Annotated in this window: 15 protein-coding genes, 1 tRNA gene and 1 pseudogene; 6 read left to right on the top strand and 11 right to left on the bottom strand. The window is 47.8% G+C overall.

Going from position 1 to position 15,329, the window contains the following annotated elements; genetic code table 11:
* Window positions 1-66: 66 nt before the first annotated feature.
* Window positions 67-843, bottom strand: a complete 777-nt coding sequence (locus tag MNV_RS13470) for an SAM hydrolase/SAM-dependent halogenase family protein (RefSeq protein ID WP_096206497.1) — start codon at window positions 841-843, stop codon at window positions 67-69.
* A gap of 53 nt (window positions 844-896) precedes the next feature.
* Here MNV_RS13470 and MNV_RS13465 point away from each other — a divergent pair.
* Window positions 897-970 (top strand) — tRNA-Arg (locus MNV_RS13465).
* Between the two features lie 367 nt (window positions 971-1,337).
* Here the strand turns inward: MNV_RS13465 and MNV_RS13460 are convergent.
* The 4 genes from MNV_RS13460 to MNV_RS13445 are packed head-to-tail and all read right to left on the bottom strand — an operon-like array spanning window position 1,338 to window position 5,540.
* The gene (locus MNV_RS13460) at window positions 1,338-1,901 is read right to left on the bottom strand and encodes an XTP/dITP diphosphatase (protein ID WP_096206467.1); all 564 of its coding nucleotides are present in this window, start codon (window positions 1,899-1,901) and stop codon (window positions 1,338-1,340) included.
* A complete protein-coding gene (locus MNV_RS13455) occupies window positions 1,898-2,083 on the bottom strand; it encodes a hypothetical protein (protein ID WP_096206466.1) in 186 nt (61 codons plus the stop codon). Before MNV_RS13455 ends, MNV_RS13460 begins: the two co-directional genes overlap by 4 nt.
* The gene (locus tag MNV_RS13450; protein WP_306453650.1) at window positions 2,080-2,949 is read right to left on the bottom strand and encodes a damage-control phosphatase ARMT1 family protein; all 870 of its coding nucleotides are present in this window, start codon (window positions 2,947-2,949) and stop codon (window positions 2,080-2,082) included. The genes MNV_RS13455 and MNV_RS13450 overlap by 4 nt, the downstream gene beginning before the upstream one ends.
* A 2-nt stretch (window positions 2,950-2,951) precedes the next feature.
* Window positions 2,952-5,540: a DNA-directed DNA polymerase gene (locus MNV_RS13445; protein ID WP_096206496.1), complete on the bottom strand. Its 2,589-nt coding sequence runs from the start codon at window positions 5,538-5,540 to the stop codon at window positions 2,952-2,954.
* A 65-nt stretch (window positions 5,541-5,605) separates the two neighbouring features.
* Between MNV_RS13445 and MNV_RS13440 the strand changes: the two genes are divergently transcribed.
* Window positions 5,606-6,118, top strand: a complete 513-nt coding sequence (locus tag MNV_RS13440) for an NTPase (protein ID WP_096206465.1) — start codon at window positions 5,606-5,608, stop codon at window positions 6,116-6,118.
* A gap of 17 nt (window positions 6,119-6,135) precedes the next feature.
* Here the strand turns inward: MNV_RS13440 and MNV_RS13435 are convergent.
* Window positions 6,136-8,402: pseudogene (locus tag MNV_RS13435) on the bottom strand (CDC48 family AAA ATPase).
* Window positions 8,403-8,521: 119 nt separating this feature from the next.
* Here MNV_RS13435 and MNV_RS13430 point away from each other — a divergent pair.
* Window positions 8,522-9,052, top strand: coding sequence for a hypothetical protein (locus MNV_RS13430; protein ID WP_096206464.1), 531 nt, complete (start codon window positions 8,522-8,524; stop codon window positions 9,050-9,052).
* A 21-nt stretch (window positions 9,053-9,073) separates the two neighbouring features.
* Here the strand turns inward: MNV_RS13430 and MNV_RS13425 are convergent, their stop codons facing one another.
* A complete protein-coding gene (locus MNV_RS13425; protein WP_096206494.1) occupies window positions 9,074-10,339 on the bottom strand; it encodes an adenylosuccinate synthase in 1,266 nt (421 codons plus the stop codon).
* A 157-nt stretch (window positions 10,340-10,496) separates the two neighbouring features.
* On the opposite strand from MNV_RS13425, the gene MNV_RS13420 reads away from it, so the two are divergent.
* Window positions 10,497-11,081: a cupredoxin domain-containing protein gene (locus MNV_RS13420; RefSeq protein ID WP_096206463.1), complete on the top strand. Its 585-nt coding sequence runs from the start codon at window positions 10,497-10,499 to the stop codon at window positions 11,079-11,081.
* A 198-nt stretch (window positions 11,082-11,279) separates the two neighbouring features.
* On the opposite strand, the gene MNV_RS19790 is transcribed toward MNV_RS13420, so the two are convergent.
* Complete coding sequence (locus tag MNV_RS19790) at window positions 11,280-11,456, bottom strand: DUF5350 domain-containing protein (RefSeq protein ID WP_179293990.1); 177 nt, start codon at window positions 11,454-11,456, stop codon at window positions 11,280-11,282.
* Window positions 11,457-11,572: 116 nt separating this feature from the next.
* Here MNV_RS19790 and MNV_RS13415 point away from each other — a divergent pair, with 116 nt between their 5' ends.
* Window positions 11,573-12,268, top strand: coding sequence for an RNA ligase partner protein (locus tag MNV_RS13415; RefSeq protein ID WP_096206462.1), 696 nt, complete (start codon window positions 11,573-11,575; stop codon window positions 12,266-12,268).
* Between the two features lie 123 nt (window positions 12,269-12,391).
* On the top strand, window positions 12,392-12,583 hold the full coding sequence (locus MNV_RS20845; RefSeq protein ID WP_257000065.1) for a hypothetical protein: 192 nt from the start codon (window positions 12,392-12,394) through the stop codon (window positions 12,581-12,583).
* A 1-nt stretch (window position 12,584) separates the two neighbouring features.
* Here the strand turns inward: MNV_RS20845 and MNV_RS13405 are convergent, their stop codons facing one another.
* From MNV_RS13405 to MNV_RS13395, 3 genes are read right to left on the bottom strand one after another with little or no spacing between them, the layout of a single operon-like run.
* The gene (locus MNV_RS13405) at window positions 12,585-13,166 is read right to left on the bottom strand and encodes an anthranilate synthase component II (RefSeq protein WP_096206460.1); all 582 of its coding nucleotides are present in this window, start codon (window positions 13,164-13,166) and stop codon (window positions 12,585-12,587) included.
* Window positions 13,163-14,686 carry an anthranilate synthase component I gene (gene trpE, locus MNV_RS13400; protein WP_096206459.1) on the bottom strand — a complete coding sequence of 508 codons (1,524 nt, stop codon included), beginning with the start codon at window positions 14,684-14,686 and terminating at the stop codon, window positions 13,163-13,165. The genes MNV_RS13405 and trpE overlap by 4 nt, the downstream gene beginning before the upstream one ends.
* Window positions 14,676-15,326: a phosphoribosylanthranilate isomerase gene (locus MNV_RS13395; RefSeq protein WP_096206458.1), complete on the bottom strand. Its 651-nt coding sequence runs from the start codon at window positions 15,324-15,326 to the stop codon at window positions 14,676-14,678. Before MNV_RS13395 ends, trpE begins: the two co-directional genes overlap by 11 nt.
* Between the last annotated feature and the right edge of the window lie 3 nt (window positions 15,327-15,329).

Genomic DNA, 15,329 nt, shown 5'->3' with positions numbered 1-15,329 from the left:
TCTTAAGTATGACCAAAATTGAAGCAGAGTTTAAGATTTCCCATACTAAAATTAAACTGTAGTACCTCAAATTTTTAAGATTATATCATCGCCCTGTTTTTTGTTAAAGTAAGCTGCTGCGTTCCCCTTGTTCACCGCAATCTCCAGGTAACCGTGGCTTCCGATCAATGCCAGGGGTTCGCCGTCTTTGCAAAACCCGTAAGATTTCTGGAATGAGATCCGTTTTTCCTGGATTTCCAGTACATCGCCGGGTTTAAACCCCGAAACCTTTGAAGGAATATTTGTCACGATATTCCCGAATGAATCGATAAATATAATGTTGCCGTGCAGGACACCATCTTTTTCCATTCCTTCCCCGAAATCAAGGTCTATAAAATCAAAAATCTGCCTGCCGACATCGCTAATATTCAATCCCTTGGAAATATGCGCACCCACAGGCGCGAAGATATCCCTACCGTGAAAGGTAGAAGATACGCTGGAAAGGAACAGACCCGTATTAGTGATCTCATAAACCTTGAGTTCTCCGATACTTCGTGCAGCTGGAACAAGAAGCCCGTTATCCGGGCCGATGAAGTAATGGATTCTTGAATCAACAGATTCCGCCATGACCGCAATCGGGAGCCTCTCTGTCCCTACCCCGGGGTCAACGACCGCCACATGAACCGTACCGGAAGGGAAATATCGTGCGCAGGTCATGAGCACGAACGCTCCGGCGCGCACGTCCTGGCGTGGGACAGAGTGGGAGATGTCCACTATACTGGCATCGGGGGCTATACCCAGGATCACACCTTTCATGGAAGCAGGGTAAACATCACCGAAATCTGAAAGCAGCGTTATGACCATAGCAAGAAACATTTAATACGTTGTTAAACTATAAAACCCGCTGTCAAACCCATGGACTCGTGGGGTAGCCAGGATATCCTAGCGGGCTTCGAACCCGCGGACCCGCGTTCGAATCGCGGCGAGTCCGTAATTATTTTTTAAGTAAATCCACACCACCAAAACTTTTTGAGGGGAGTAAATAATCTTCTTTTTGAGATATACTAATCCCCCACACCTCACCTGCCCACCTCACTCAGTTATTATACGGTAACAGAGGGTAAGTGCTATTGCTTAAAGGAATTACGTCAGTATAAATATAATGGTAGTTTATGAGGTTTTTTTAGTTTCCTAAGGTTTATTTCAGTTTTATACCGTTTATTAATAGATTTTTTGGTGTAAAATAATACAAAAACATTCAAATTACCAAAAAACAGTATAAAAAAGGAGGTTCTGTGTAAGCGCTATGCACTGGCTATAACGGTAGTACACCGGAAAGACAAACAAAATTCGTAAAATTATACAATATTAATGCTCCTTTTCAACCATTCGGCGAACTTTACAAGCGCCCTGTACCTGTGCGATAACTTATTCTTCCCATATTCATCCATTTCCCCGAAAGTCACGCCGTCCACCTCGTATATGGGGTCATATCCGAAACCCGCGCTACCCCGTATATTCTTTGCAATCTCTCCAGCCACTTCCCCTGTAAAAACCCGCGCCTTTTCGCCCGGGCGGCAGTATCCGATAACGCATCTGAAGATCGCGCTCCTGTTCGTTTCATCTTCCATGAGCTTAAGTATCTTCTTATTACCGAGCGTGTCAAATACATACGCTGAATACGGACCGGGGAATCCGCCCAGCGCTTCGATAAATAACCCTGAATCATCCACCATGACCTCGCAGTTCAGTTTTTTCGAAGCCCACTCAGCGCCGAACGCAGCTATAGGCTCAAGCTCCTCCTCCTGCAATTCGGGGTACCCGCAGTTGTTTTGCTCCACGGTTATGCCAAGGGGCGATAAGATGCCGGCTGCCTCCCTGACCTTATGGGGATTGCCTGTTACAAAGATAATTTTTCTCATGATAACTTCTGTTTTTTCCGCGCCAGCGTCCTTTTTATAAATTCCCTGTATTCGGGGCTGTATTTCATCAGGATCAATATTATCGGGTAACGTAAAACCAGCACAAAAGAGAAGAACCCGACAGAATAGCCTGCTATCAGGGCTATTTTTGAGTATAACGGGAGAGAATTGAAATCGATCACTCTTCCAGCCTCGCCACGTTCATGTTCTTCCTAAGCCCCATAGCCTCTGCCACAGATTCGCATTTGGTTTTCAGGAGGTACGCGATCGGTCTGAAATCATATTCGGACATAGTCTCATAATTTGCCATCCCTTTGCTTATCACAAGCGACGCGCTACCGAGCGCCTCAACAAGCTCTGGCGGGGCTTCTTTCAGGCAAACTCCTATTGCGTTCGAACCTGTGGTGAGCACCCTGTCCACCATTTTGTCAAGCCCGAGTTCCAGTACTTCTTTCATAGTGACATCGTTAAGTATTGGCGCGCCTCTTACTACAAGAGTGATCTTCCCGCCAAGCTTTCGTATCTCTTCAAATAACAAAGTATCGAATATAATTTCACCGCAATTATCTGCAAGGTAAACCACGTTCCCAAGAAGAGCCTTTATCCTGTCCGAATCGTCCACATCAAGCCCGCTCTTGAACTGCTGTAACATCGTTTCCTTTACTATTTCCTTCTCAGCATCGTATCCCAGCACCCCGAAATCAAACGAGTTGCCTATGATCGCTACAAGGATAGCGCGCCGCATCGAATCTTTTTCCGACACGAACTCCCTTGCAAGAGGCAGGAGTTTTTTTGCAGCTTCGTTGCTCTGCTTTTTTTTCTCGATATAGGGGTCTATGTCGCCTAATACCCTGTATGCTTCCCTGTGTATTTTCGTGCTTAGCTTCTCCGCAGGCAGACCGTCAACCAGGTATTCCCTCAGCACCTCGATTCCTGCAAGTATCGCTTTCTTTTGGAGTTCTGTGTCCTTTGTGGATAGCTCTGCCTCGAACTGGACTCTTGATAATAGGCACGGTGCACATCGCGGGTGGGTCTTCAAGGTTTTCACTCCTAAAACTCGAACAACGAGCGCTGTTTTGTTTCAGCCTGTGCCTTTCTCTCTCCCATTCCTCTTAACATTTCCCCTGTCACCCCGAAATCCGACAATATGCGCTCAACAGGCGGAAGTATCTGTTTATTGATGTAATAATCGACATCGATAGGCAGGTTCTTTTCCTTTGCGTACTCCGGGTCTTCAGCGCGCTCCACGAACAACCCGTTCCCTGCAAGGATGACGAAAGGTATCCTGTCGCCAACGTTCGCGACGATCCCGCGTTTTCTCAATTTTTCTATAACAGTTATATGAGGCTGCCTGTTCTTGTAACTCTCAACTTTCTTTGTATATTGCCTTGTCAGGATAAGATCATCGAACAACTCCTTATCTTTAGCCGGGTCTATCGACTTTAAGCTGTTAATGGTATTCCTGACAAGTTCGATCGCATCATCTACTTTCCCTTCTTTCAGCACAAGTTCAAGAACCTTTTCCATGGTCTTCGTGGTCAGCTCACACCAGTCCCGCCGGACGGTCTCCATGCCCTTGACCCTGATCTTCTCCTTGATGCCTCCGGCATTTTTCTCCCATACCAGGAGAGCGTATCTCTTTTTGGCTATGAATATCGCCCGCCTGGCGAAAGAATCAAAAACAAGCTCCATCGGCTTCTGGAGAGATTCCGTAACGGTACTTGCGATCTTGTCCCCGATAAGCCCGGCATCTGAAAGCGTGAGGTTTTTATCATGAATATTCACGAAGACGCTGTCAGTATCCCCATACACCACGGACAGGGCTACCGGTTCCCCTTCTTGTGCCTCGTCCTTTTTAAAAGCCCTGCCGTCCTTCAGGATTATCTCTTTTATATCATCCTCGATAAGGGTTTTTGTACGCAGGATATTATCGCGCCCGAAACTTGTGACCGCGCTTGCAAGGGTCAGGCTGTACAGCCGCGCCCTCGCATAACCTGAATAGCCGTAGAAACTGTTAAGGAGGATCTTTAGTGCAAGTTGCGTGGCATCAAGCACCCGGTAATCCTCCTCGTTCGCGTTCTTCATTTTTTCGCGCGTCGCCTGCCTGCTGTCAAGGAGCTCTTCAAGTATGGCAGGCATTATGCCTTTCATTACATTCCGGGAGGCAAATTCACCGCCCGATGGCGCCTTAATTACATCATCCGGTCTATCTTTTACTACGACCGTTGTATAGCACAGGTTATGCGCCATCATAATAGTCGGGTAAAGCGACTTGTAATCAAGTATCACGATATTCTCAAGCAGCCCCTTTTTCGGCGGAAGGACTTCACCGCCTGCCAGTTCCTCTCCTTCATCGAACCGCCCGTCCGAGGTCTCTTCAGTGGGCTTTGCGGACATGACGCGCTCATGCATCCTGTACTTGCGAAGCAGGAGGTTTTCCACCATCTGTGTCTGTCCGCCGTCAAGAATGTCCTGGAGCAGGGTGCCGCTTGTCCTGGCAAGCGCAATGTACTTGTCTATAAGCCGCAGTTTCAGGACAAATCCCAGCGCAAGCTCTGCATCGCGCCTTGAGTATTCGATGAATTTCGAAAGCTTCTCACCGTCATCGTTCCAGTATGTTTCCATCTCAAGGAAAGGAATGTCCAGTTTCTCAGCCCCGAGCAGTTCTTTTGCTGCGTTCTTAAGCGTGTATTGCTTGAGGCTGAATCCCCTTCGTATCAGCGGCAGGACATCAGCAACAACGCGCCCAATAACGCTTACTCTGGTAATGTTGCCTATTTTCCTGTAATAAGCAGGTCTGCCATCCCTGCCCATGGACGGATCGATCTTGATCCCTTTCTTGTTGAGAGCCTTTATCCTCTCCACGATATAGGGGATGTCAAAGCTGTTGGAGTTGTAGCCTACCAGGATGTCGGGGTCGTACTCCCTTATTATCTCAAAAAACCTCTTCAGCATCCTTTCTTCACTGCCGCAGCTTTCTACGTTCCCGTCCATACCGGTATTTTTTCCTGCAAGGACTATGGTCTTCTTGCCCTTAAAATCAGGCTCAAACGCCAGACTTACAAGCACAATAGGGGAGATTTCAGGAACGGGCAGGGCGCCATTCAGGGGCAGGCATTCGATATCAAAGGCAAGATAGCGAAGGGGCGCATTACGCAGGATGTCCACATGCTCCACTTTTCTTGATGTTATTTTGATGCTGCTTATGACATCGGGGTCAACAGAAACCCCGGGGGCTTCCACTTTTGCCCAGCCCATTCCCCCGAGTTCGTTATCTATCAAATACCTGTTCCGAAACAGTATATCGGTTTCGTACACCTCATCCACCATCTTCCTGACATCATCGCGTATGACTGGTACACCTTTGGGGTCGTAGAGAGTGATCTTGAGCATGGTGACCGGGCTTTTGAAGTATCCGATAGGCTCGAATCTCCTGACTTCTTCGACCCTCTTTACATGCTCTTTGAACCGCGCCTGGATGATTCCTGCCATTTCAGGCGCGGCTTTTGCATAAAAATACGGCTCAAAACCGGGTACCGAGCAGCAGACGCTGTTTCCAGATTCATCCCTGCCGAAGAGCCGCACTACCGGCTTACCTTCGCTATACCTGTAATCCGCATCAAGAATCTGGAAATTCATGAGCGTTAGATTCGATTTAATCCCTTTATAGGTTTCTTTAAATCTTTGCATGACCATTTTTTATTATGGTGAGGATTGCAATTACAGGAAGCCCTGGTGTAGGCAAATCCACCGTCTGCCGCAATGTTCTAAAGCACCTGACCTATACCTACGGTGGCATGGTCAGCGCAGACATAAGGGTAAAAGGAGAGCGCGTCGGGTTTGAGATAAAAGACATCGCCACAGGAAAGCATGGGATACTTGCGCACAGGCAGGGCACCGGGCCGCGCGTGGGCAGCTACCATGTAAATATTGAGGATCTAAACAATATCGGGGTGGCTGCAATTAGAAATGCGCTTAGTTCATCAGAGTTGATTGTAATAGATGAAATAGCCCCGATGGAGTTCAAGTCGCCGGAATTTATTAAAGCCGTCGAGGAAGCGCTTGATTCTGGTAAAAACATGCTCGTGGTGCTGCACCAGAAATCAACTCACCCGCTTGCACAGAGGATACGAAATGAGTTTCAGGTATATACTGTGACGAAAGAGAACCGGGAAACCCTTGTCCCGGAGATAGCCGATAAGATAAATAAATCTTAAGAATCCGGCTATAGCACTTACGCGTACATCTCAGGTCTGCTCTGTATCTGCTTTGCTCGTTTCTTTCTTAATTCGCTTTTTATCTGCTCGTAATAAACCATGACATCGGATGTGACAGACGGACCTGTATCATCTATAGCAGCCAGGAAATGCTTTTGATCGACGCTCCTGGTATTAATATCCTCCCGCATGGCGAAGCGTCCCGCTTTCTTGCACACGGAAGCTATATCGGCGCCCGTGAAGTCCTCGGTAAGCTTAACAAGCTCTTCAAGATTAACATCCTCAGCCAGCGACATTTTCCTCGTATGCACTTTGAAAATTTCAAGCCTGGTTTTTTCATCTGGTATTGGTACAAGGATCATTTCATCGAACCTGCCGGGGCGCAAAAGTGCGGCGTCTATGATATCTGGTCTGTTGGTAGCCCCGATAACCACCACGCCTCGCAGTTCCTCAAGCCCGTCAAGCTCTGAGAGCAGCTGGTTCACTATCCGCTCCGTAACATGCGGCTCTCCCATCGCAGACCCCCTGACCGGTGCCAGCGCATCAAGCTCATCAAGGAATATGATCGCGGGTGCGACCTGGCGGGCTTTTTTGAAGACCTCTGCGATATGCTTCTCGGATTCGCCGTACCATTTCGATAGTATATCGCTGCCTTTGACTGTTATGAAATTCGCCTCGCTCTCGTTGGCTATGGCTTTTGCAAGCAGTGTTTTTCCTGTGCCCGGAGGTCCGTACAGGAGTACGCCTTTGGGAGCTTCAACGCCTATCCTGCGGAAAGACTCCGCGTAACGCAGCGGCCATTCCACTGCTTCTTTGAGCAGGGATTTTACGCTCTCAAGCCCTCCTATATCTTCCCATGTCACGTTCGGCACTTCAAATAATATCTCCCGCAGCGCGGACGGCTGGACTTCTTTCATGACGACCTCAAAATCAGAACGGGTGACGACAAGTTTATCCAGCGTCTCTTTCGGGATCTCTTTCAGTTCAAGATTGATTTCAGGCAGTATGCGGCGCAGCGAGTTCATCGCGGCTTCGCGGCACATGGCTGCGATATCAGCACCGACAAAACCATATGTGCGGTCAGCAAGGTCATCAAGGTTCACATCTTCGGCAAGCGGCATCCCGCGTGTGTGTATCTGGAATATCTCAAGCCTGCCCTCGCGGTCGGGTACACGAAGCTCTATTTCGCGATCAAACCTTCCTGGCCGACGAAGCGCCATGTCCAGCGCCTCGGGGCGGTTGGTGGCTGCAATCACTATCACGTTCTTTCTTGTCTTTAGGCCGTCCATGAGGGACAGCAGCTGGGCTACCACACGCCGCTCCACTTCGCCTGTGACCTCAGCCCGCTTTGGCGCAATGCTATCTATCTCATCTATGAAAATGATCGCCGGGGTATTTTTTCAGCCTCTTCAAAAGCCTCACGCAGTTTGTGCTCGCTTTCCCCGTAGTATTTTGACATTATCTCAGGCCCGTTGATAGTGATAAAATAGGCATCACTCTCATTCGCTACAGCTTTTGCCAGCATCGTCTTACCTGTGCCTGGCGGTCCGTGAAGCAACACTCCTTTCGGGGCGTCAATGCCAAGCCTGTTGAACAATTCAGGATGTTTGAGAGGTAGTTCTATGATCTCCCGGATTTTAGTGATTGCAGGTTTTATCCCGCCGATGTCCTCGTACATGACTTCAGGTATTTCACGCTCAAGTTCTGCAGCTTCAGGTAATAGTTCCATCCCGGTCATATCCGTTATTTTGACAATTCCGGGTGGCGTGGTGGAAACTACCTGCAGCTTGATCTCACCAAGACCGAACGAGGGGAACATCCCTTCGAATATCTGCTCGAACATCACATCGCGACCCGGGGATTCCCTGGGCCTGCGCACGCTTGTGGTCGAGATTATATCACCTTTTGAAACTGTCCTGTTGTAAAAAATAGCCCGCAGGCTGTCGCTGGGCGCGTAGATATGGATATTCTGTACTACAGGAGCGAGAATGACCTTCTTTGCTTCCTTCCATTCCGCTTTCCTGACCTCTAGATACTCTCCGATGCTTGTCTTTGCATTTGTACGTATCAACCCGTCCATTCTTATGACATCGAGCCCCTCGTCCTGGGGATATGACCTTCCCACAATAGCAGAAGTGGTGCGTTCCCCTTTCAATTCGACTACATCGAAGATATTTACCCCGATGATATTCCGGAACTTCTCATCGATACGGACGATTCCTTTCCCGACGTCCCTCTGGTCAGCCTCTGTTACTTTTAATCGCATTGATTTTTCGTTGCCCATTTAATAATTTAATTTGGTTTTCAATCCATAAATGCTTTACCTTGCGATGAATCGAAGGATTTATTATTAGTAATCATATGTATTAGCCCGGTATAACTAAATAGAGCAGGTGAAAAATCGTGAACAGGAGAGGTACTTTTATAATTGTGGGAATCATGATACTGGCAATAAGCGGATGTTTGCAATCAACTAAAGAAAATGTATCGGTTACACCAACTCCCGGGGTAACACCTGTACCCACTACAGTAATACCTGCTACTTCAGCGGCAACAGAAATTCCGACACCACAGATTCCGACACCACAGATAACCCCGGTGCCTACAATAAAAAATCTGTCGCCTGGTACCCTGTACGTGATAGCACGGATGTTAACACCATCATACTGGGGCAATAATAATTATGAGCTCAGGGCATTTAAAGTAGAGATATATAACCAGGGAACTGCTCCACTTAATATAAAAGCTCAGGTCAATAACGACGGGCAGACTCTCGAAGAAAGATCGTTCTCTCTAAAAGGTGGAGGCAATAGCTATCAGTTTATAAATGACAGGAATCATTTTATCAACAGTACCAATGTAACCCTGCGATTGATTGTTAACGGTTATCAGCCTGTTAATTATTCGTTCGAATCGGTGAGCAGCCTGGGTTAATACCTGCTGCCAGAAGCCATTTTATTTCTTAAATGTCTGTTTCCTGCCAGGCCCTACAGAGATATACTCTATATCGACTTTCATCAGTTGTTCAAGCAATTTGACATATTCCCTGGCATTCCCGGGAAGTTCTGTGAAGCTTTCCAGATCCGAGAGTTCCTCATCCCAGCCTGCAAGTTCCATATATACGGGCTTATATTTTGCAAGTTCATCGGAAAGCTCGGGCGGGTAATCTATAATCTTGCCTGCCAGTTCGTATCTCACGCAGATTTTTAACGTCTCAAGCCCTGTCAGTACATCGAGCTTTGTTAATGCCATGCTGGTATACCCGTTGAGGTTGATGGATTTTCTTGCAAGAGGCAGGTCAAACCAGCCGCATCTCCTGGGGCGTCCTGTAGTTGTGCCGAATTCACCACCTTTTTCACGCAAGTGTTCTCCGACATCGTTTTTCTGCTCCGTGGGAAGCGGGCCCTCTCCGACCCGTGTAATATATGCTTTAATGACCCCGATGACCTTATCCACCTTTGTTGGCCCAACTCCAAGTCCGGCACATGCCGAACCTGCGACCGTGCTTGAAGATGTAACGAACTTTTGCGTCCCGTGGATGATGTCAAGATGGGAACCCTGCGCTCCTTCTGCAAGCACTTTTTTACCTTCTTTCAATGCAAGGTTAATCTCCATTGATACGTCGGTAACGTAGGGTTTTAACTTCTTTCCGATTTCCAGGTAATTATCAACTTCCGACCTGGCGATCTTCGGGTCTCCGCCAAGCTCCCTTATCGCAGCCTCTTTCTGGGGAGCGATCTCTTCAAGCCGCTTCAGGAATCGGTTCCTGTCCGCTATATCCGCCATCTGTATCTCATCGCGCCCCACTTTATCCACATAGGCAAAGCCGATGCCCCGGTTCGTTGTACCTATCTTCACGGTGCGTTTTGATTCGCGCAGGCTGTCAAGAGCAATGTGATAAGGCATTATGATGCTGGTCTTGGCATCGATTCCTAGCTTATCCGGCTTAACGACAGTGCCGTTCTCAGCCAGCATCGCGATCTCCTCCATCAGTATCTTCGGGTTCATGACCGTGCCGGGACCGATAAGCAGGCGGGCATCGAACAGCACACCTGACGGGATCAGGTGCAGCTTGTATGTCTTCCCTTCAGCGACAACGGTATGCCCGGCATTGTCCCCTCCCTGGAAGCGCGCAACGATGTCGTACTGCGATGCCATCATATCCACGATCTTTCCTTTGCCCTCATCACCGAACTGGGCGCCTGTTATTATTGTGAACATATTTTTCGCCTGTTTTTTAACGGGAAAGATGATAAGGTTAATTCTTTTTATCGTGAAAAGATCAACTTTTTTATGCAGGCTCTGGAAGCACCAGATAACTGTAAACTCCAAAAATGATAAATAGTAGTTATAGCCATACTACCCTTGGGGTGAGGTAATGAGAAAGATTTTGTTTATCGGATTAGTGGTAACTGCTGTGGTATTAGTGAGCGGATGTTACGGACCAACTACAAGTCCCAACGCTACAGTCCAGCCGACAGGTGAAACTCCTGGTGAGATAACACCTGTTATGACGCCTATCGAAACTATAGCGCCTGTAATGACGCCTATCGAAACTATAACACCTGTTATGACGCCTATCGAAACCATAGTTACAGGAACACCATCTGCAACAACTACAGGGACAGTTACAGGGATTGCAACAACTACAGGGACAGCTACAGGGGTTTCATCAGGCACTACAACTACGGGAACAGCAGCAGCAACTATGACGGTGGCAGCAGTAAATGCGGTAGATATTAAAAGTACTACATTTGACCCTGCAATTATCACTGTCTCGATTGGAACAACTGTTACCTGGACAAACAGGGATAATAAACCGCATACTGTAAGAGGGAGCGGCTTTGATTCAGGTTCTCTTGATCCGGGACAGACATTTAGCCGGACGTTCAGTTCAACTGGAAGTTATGATTATGGTGATCCAGGCAATCCAAGTATGAGCGGGACAGTAATTGTGACGTAAGATTTCCGGGTTATCGGAGTTGAATTGCTTAAAATAAATCATTGATAAAAAGAGGCAAACCTGTAAAAGCTCTTTTTATCTTTTTGCTTATTTTTTATCTTCTTAATTGAAAATCCGAATGGAACCAGAATGTCAGAAACCGAAAAACAGATAGATGCCAGAGGCAGCTATCCGTATAGCTATCCGTATCAAAAAAGATTACGCTTTAACAACAGCTTTCGGTGAGCGTGCTATCTTCCTGCGCTTTGCGCCTGAAGAGGTGTACCGCTGTGCCGGGCCGGGTCGTTTGTGGGTAAGTTCAGCTTCCGGGACAAGTATTATCTGACCTTTTCGGTGCTTTATCCTGCCCCATTTTGTTGTGCCGGTTTTTCCCATGTGGTTTAATCCTCCAGTGAATTTGTGTAGCTCCACAATACTTCCGTTTGTTCATAAACCTTTCCCCGCCCCAGTCGATAGAAAGTTTCTTAAATGGATAAAGATAATTATATAATATGATACGCCAACGGTTCGTTTTAGATACCAGCGCCCTTACCGATTCCCAGACTCGCGAGCTTGAAGGCGGAACGCTATGCGTGGCCATGGGCGGCATCCTGGATATTATAGCCGAGGCGCGCCTGCATCTTGGCATCAGTTGTTACATACCGTTCCCATCAGTATACAATGAGATGAGGGATTTTGCAAAGAACAACGGCTGCGATGAGGAAACGCTGGCAAAAATAGATACATGGCTTGTAAAAAAAACCCCTGACAGGTATGAAGTGAAAATACCGTCCAAGATATTCTACGATTATGTTGATTTCATGCGCGGGAGGATAAACAAAGGCATGGACGTGGCTGAGGAAGCGATATGGGAGGCTGCTACGGAATGCCTCTTCCGCACCACCAAAGCACGGACGAAGCATGAGATCGAGCCTGAGATAGAGCGCAACGTCATCGGTGAAGTTATCAGCAAGTTCAGGGATAAATACAGGAATGCTTTGCGCTATGGGATTCTTGACAGCGCTCCTGATATAGATGTGCTCCTGCTAGCAAAAGAGCTTGACGCCGCTGTGGTAGCAAGCGATATCGGAATCCAGAAATGGGCTGAGCAGCTGGGGCTTCGCTTCGTGAATGCCAGATCGTTCCCTGCTATGATAAAGGAATATCTTAAACGAACAAAACCTGAGAAACTGGCAAGCATGGTTTAGTATGTCGACCTTTATATATATCGCAGCATTCGGTTTTTTTCGATCATTTTCCTTACCCTGCGGGATATTCGCATATTCCGCCGCACCAGGATAGAATCATATAGAAAGGGCGCGCTCCGCGGTATGCTTGCGGGTGCGCTGGCTCTTGTGGGCTTGAATGTTACTGTTGTGAACCCATCTGTGGGTCTGACAATAACGCTCGTTGCGGTTTACCTTAACGGGAAAGGAAAGAGGGAGGACGTGTTCGGGGATGCACCGCTGATTAAGAGGGTGTTCGGGGAGACGATAGTCCGGAAGCATATTAACCATAGATGATTTAATTTGTTTCTTCCCGCGCCATCCTCAAAAAGTTCTCGATTATCTTCAATCCCTGCGGTGTCAGCACAGATTCAGGATGGAACTGCAGCCCGAATACAGGTATCTGCTTATGCTTTACTCCCATTATTATGCCGTCCTGTGTCTTCGCAGTCACTTCAAGCTCGTGCGGCAGCTTTGTTATAGCCAGTGAATGATACCTGCCCCCCACAAGAGGATTTGGCAAGCCATGGTATATGCTGTTGCCATTGTGGGTTATAAGCGCAGTCTTCCCGTGCACCGGACCTGAAGGGGAATGTTTCACCTCGCCATCGAAAGCTACGCATATCGCCTGGTGACCGAGGCATACTCCAAGGAGCGGGACGCCCGATTCCCTGATGATATCGAGGCAGGTTCCGATATCCTTCGGGTTCGCCGGATGCCCGGGACCGGGAGATATCACTATGGCATCAGGGTTGAGTTCCTCCACCTCCTTCAGCGAGATAGTATTCGGAACGACTGTAGTATCAGGCTCGAATATAGATACGTAATCCACAAGGTTCCAGACAAAAGAGTCCTTGTTATTCACAAATAGAACTTTCATGTTCCTCCGATTGCCTTAATCATCGCCGCCATCTTGCGTTCAGTCTCGTTGTATTCATACTCCGGGTCAGAGTCCGCCACTATCCCGGCGCCAGCCTGAACCATAGCCTTCTTTCCGTTCTTGATTATCGTCCTTATCACAATGGCAAAATCCGCATCACCGTTCCATGAATAGTAACCAACGCCGCCGCCGTAGATGCCGCGGGCGTCTTTCTCAAGGTCGTGTATTATCTCCATAGCACGTATCTTTGGCGCGCCTGATAGCGTACCTGCAGGAAAGATGGCGCGTGTGGCATCGAACTGGTCGCATTCGTCGCGCAGTATGCCGGACACGGTGCTCTCGATATGCTGCACATGTGAATACTTCAGCACTGACATGAAATCATCCACTTTTACTGTACCTCCTTTTGAGACCATTCTCACATCATTGCGCCCCAGGTCAACAAGCATCACATGTTCCGCCCTCTCTTTTTCGCTGCCCAGCATCTCTTTTGCGAATCCTTCATCCTCCTGTGCTGTTTTACCGCGCGGGCATGTGCCGGCAATAGGGTTAATGACGACTTTCTTTTTATGAACCGACAGCAACGTCTCGGGACTTGCACCTATGATACTTGTTCCGTCAAACTCAAAGAGATACATGTAAGGGCTTGGATTTACGTTGCGCAGCACGGTATATAGTTCAAGCGGCGTCTGATCTGTGGTTACCTCGTACCTGCGCGAGAGCACGACCTGGAAGATGTCGCCGTCTATTATGTGTTTCCTGGCTTTCCTGACAGCATTCTCGTATTCCGGCTTATCCATATTGCACGATATCTGTGAGGGTTTATTTTTCTGCGTAACGAACGGTCGTGCAGAGCTTATCGTTGATGCCAGTTTCTCAGCATCATCCTGAGCAGCCCGGTACACCTCTTTAGCATCGTCCTCTTTCAGGACAAAAGGGGTCATTACTATATACGTTTCATCTGTCATGTGATCAAAAACCACAGTCTTTGTGGTAAGTGCAAACTGCGCATCCGGGGTGCTGCTTGTTTTAGCAGATATATCAAGCCAGCAGTCATACACCATGTCATAAGCGCAAAACCCGATAGCACCCCCGAGGAACGTCTGCCTGTCAAAGCCCTTGCCGATAAATCTAACATCAGAAGCGGCAAAAGCAGAGCGGAGTGCATCCATTGTATCTGACTCTTTTTTGATCCTGCCTTCTCTGCCATTGCTCATATCACAGACTTTTGAAAGGGATGAGCGGATAAAATCTATTAAACTCGTCTTTTGTATATAATCAAGGGTTACCATCCGGTTCTTAACAGCGACAACTGCATCAGGTTCTGCCCCCACGAACGAGAAACGTGCATGTTTTTTTTCTTTCTCCACAGATTCGAGAAGATAAGCGCATTTTTTATCCAGGGAAGCATACAGGTCAAGGGGAGAACATGATGTTTTCACCTTTGCCATTAACTGGATTATAACAGGTTTTTCTTCTGCAAGGCTCAGGAACTTTTTTTCATCAATATCAAATTTCATGCATCCTCGCATTCTTGATAAAAGCCATCACTTTCTTCTCATCCTTTCTTCCATCGGTTTCAACTCCAGAAGCTGTATCTACCGCATAAGGTCGCACCGTCCTGATCGCATCCGTGACATTTTCAGGCTTCAATCCGCCTGCCAGTATCACGGGCATGCCTGAATGAAGTGCGATTTCCGAACTTATCTCCCAGTTATGCGGCACTCCTGTCCCGCCGGAGTTCCCGTCACGCATGGAGTCAAGGAGAACTGCATCGGCTATCCCGTGAAGTTCGCTTACCTGCTTTATAAGGGTCAGGGCATCGGCCTGTTGAGACACATGAATCGTTTTAATGAGCTTTACCCCGGTTTCCTTGATTTTCTTTAACTCCTGGATCCCAAGCGTATTATGTATCTGGACAGCAGTTGGTCTTGCAGCCTGTATCATACGTACCCCCTGCTCCGCATTCTCCGGCATGATGACAAGTACGGAGGCAACGAAGACCGGTACTTTTAATACCAGTCTTGATGCTTCCGCAAGACTGATTTTTCTGGGCGAATCCACCGGCACCTCGGTAATGAAACCTACAGCATCTGTCCCGGCATTCAATGCCATGCCAAGATCGCGCTCTGTCTTAATCCCGCAAATCTTAACCTTCATTTG

Source organism: Candidatus Methanoperedens nitratireducens, assembly GCF_900196725.1.
GTDB classification, from domain to species: domain Archaea; phylum Halobacteriota; class Methanosarcinia; order Methanosarcinales; family Methanoperedenaceae; genus Methanoperedens; species Methanoperedens nitroreducens_A.
The sequence above is the reverse complement of the archived record's forward strand: the minus strand, read 5'-3'. Positions and strand labels throughout refer to the sequence as shown.

Coding starts and splice junctions, on each gene's coding strand:
- MNV_RS19790 (WP_179293990.1), bottom strand. CDS start 11,456: ATGGGAAAAACCGGCACAACAAAATGGGGCAGGATAAAGCACCGAAAA.
- MNV_RS13395 (WP_096206458.1), bottom strand. CDS start 15,326: ATGAAGGTTAAGATTTGCGGGATTAAGACAGAGCGCGATCTTGGCATG.
- MNV_RS13425 (WP_096206494.1), bottom strand. CDS start 10,339: ATGTTCACAATAATAACAGGCGCCCAGTTCGGTGATGAGGGCAAAGGA.
- MNV_RS13405 (WP_096206460.1), bottom strand. CDS start 13,166: ATGAAAGTTCTATTTGTGAATAACAAGGACTCTTTTGTCTGGAACCTT.
- MNV_RS13460 (WP_096206467.1), bottom strand. CDS start 1,901: ATGAGAAAAATTATCTTTGTAACAGGCAATCCCCATAAGGTCAGGGAG.
- MNV_RS13420 (WP_096206463.1), top strand. CDS start 10,497: ATGAGAAAGATTTTGTTTATCGGATTAGTGGTAACTGCTGTGGTATTA.
- trpE (WP_096206459.1), bottom strand. CDS start 14,686: ATGAAATTTGATATTGATGAAAAAAAGTTCCTGAGCCTTGCAGAAGAA.
- MNV_RS13440 (WP_096206465.1), top strand. CDS start 5,606: ATGGTGAGGATTGCAATTACAGGAAGCCCTGGTGTAGGCAAATCCACC.
- MNV_RS20845 (WP_257000065.1), top strand. CDS start 12,392: ATGCTTGCGGGTGCGCTGGCTCTTGTGGGCTTGAATGTTACTGTTGTG.
- MNV_RS13470 (WP_096206497.1), bottom strand. CDS start 843: ATGGTCATAACGCTGCTTTCAGATTTCGGTGATGTTTACCCTGCTTCC.
- MNV_RS13445 (WP_096206496.1), bottom strand. CDS start 5,540: ATGAATTTCCAGATTCTTGATGCGGATTACAGGTATAGCGAAGGTAAG.
- MNV_RS13415 (WP_096206462.1), top strand. CDS start 11,573: ATGATACGCCAACGGTTCGTTTTAGATACCAGCGCCCTTACCGATTCC.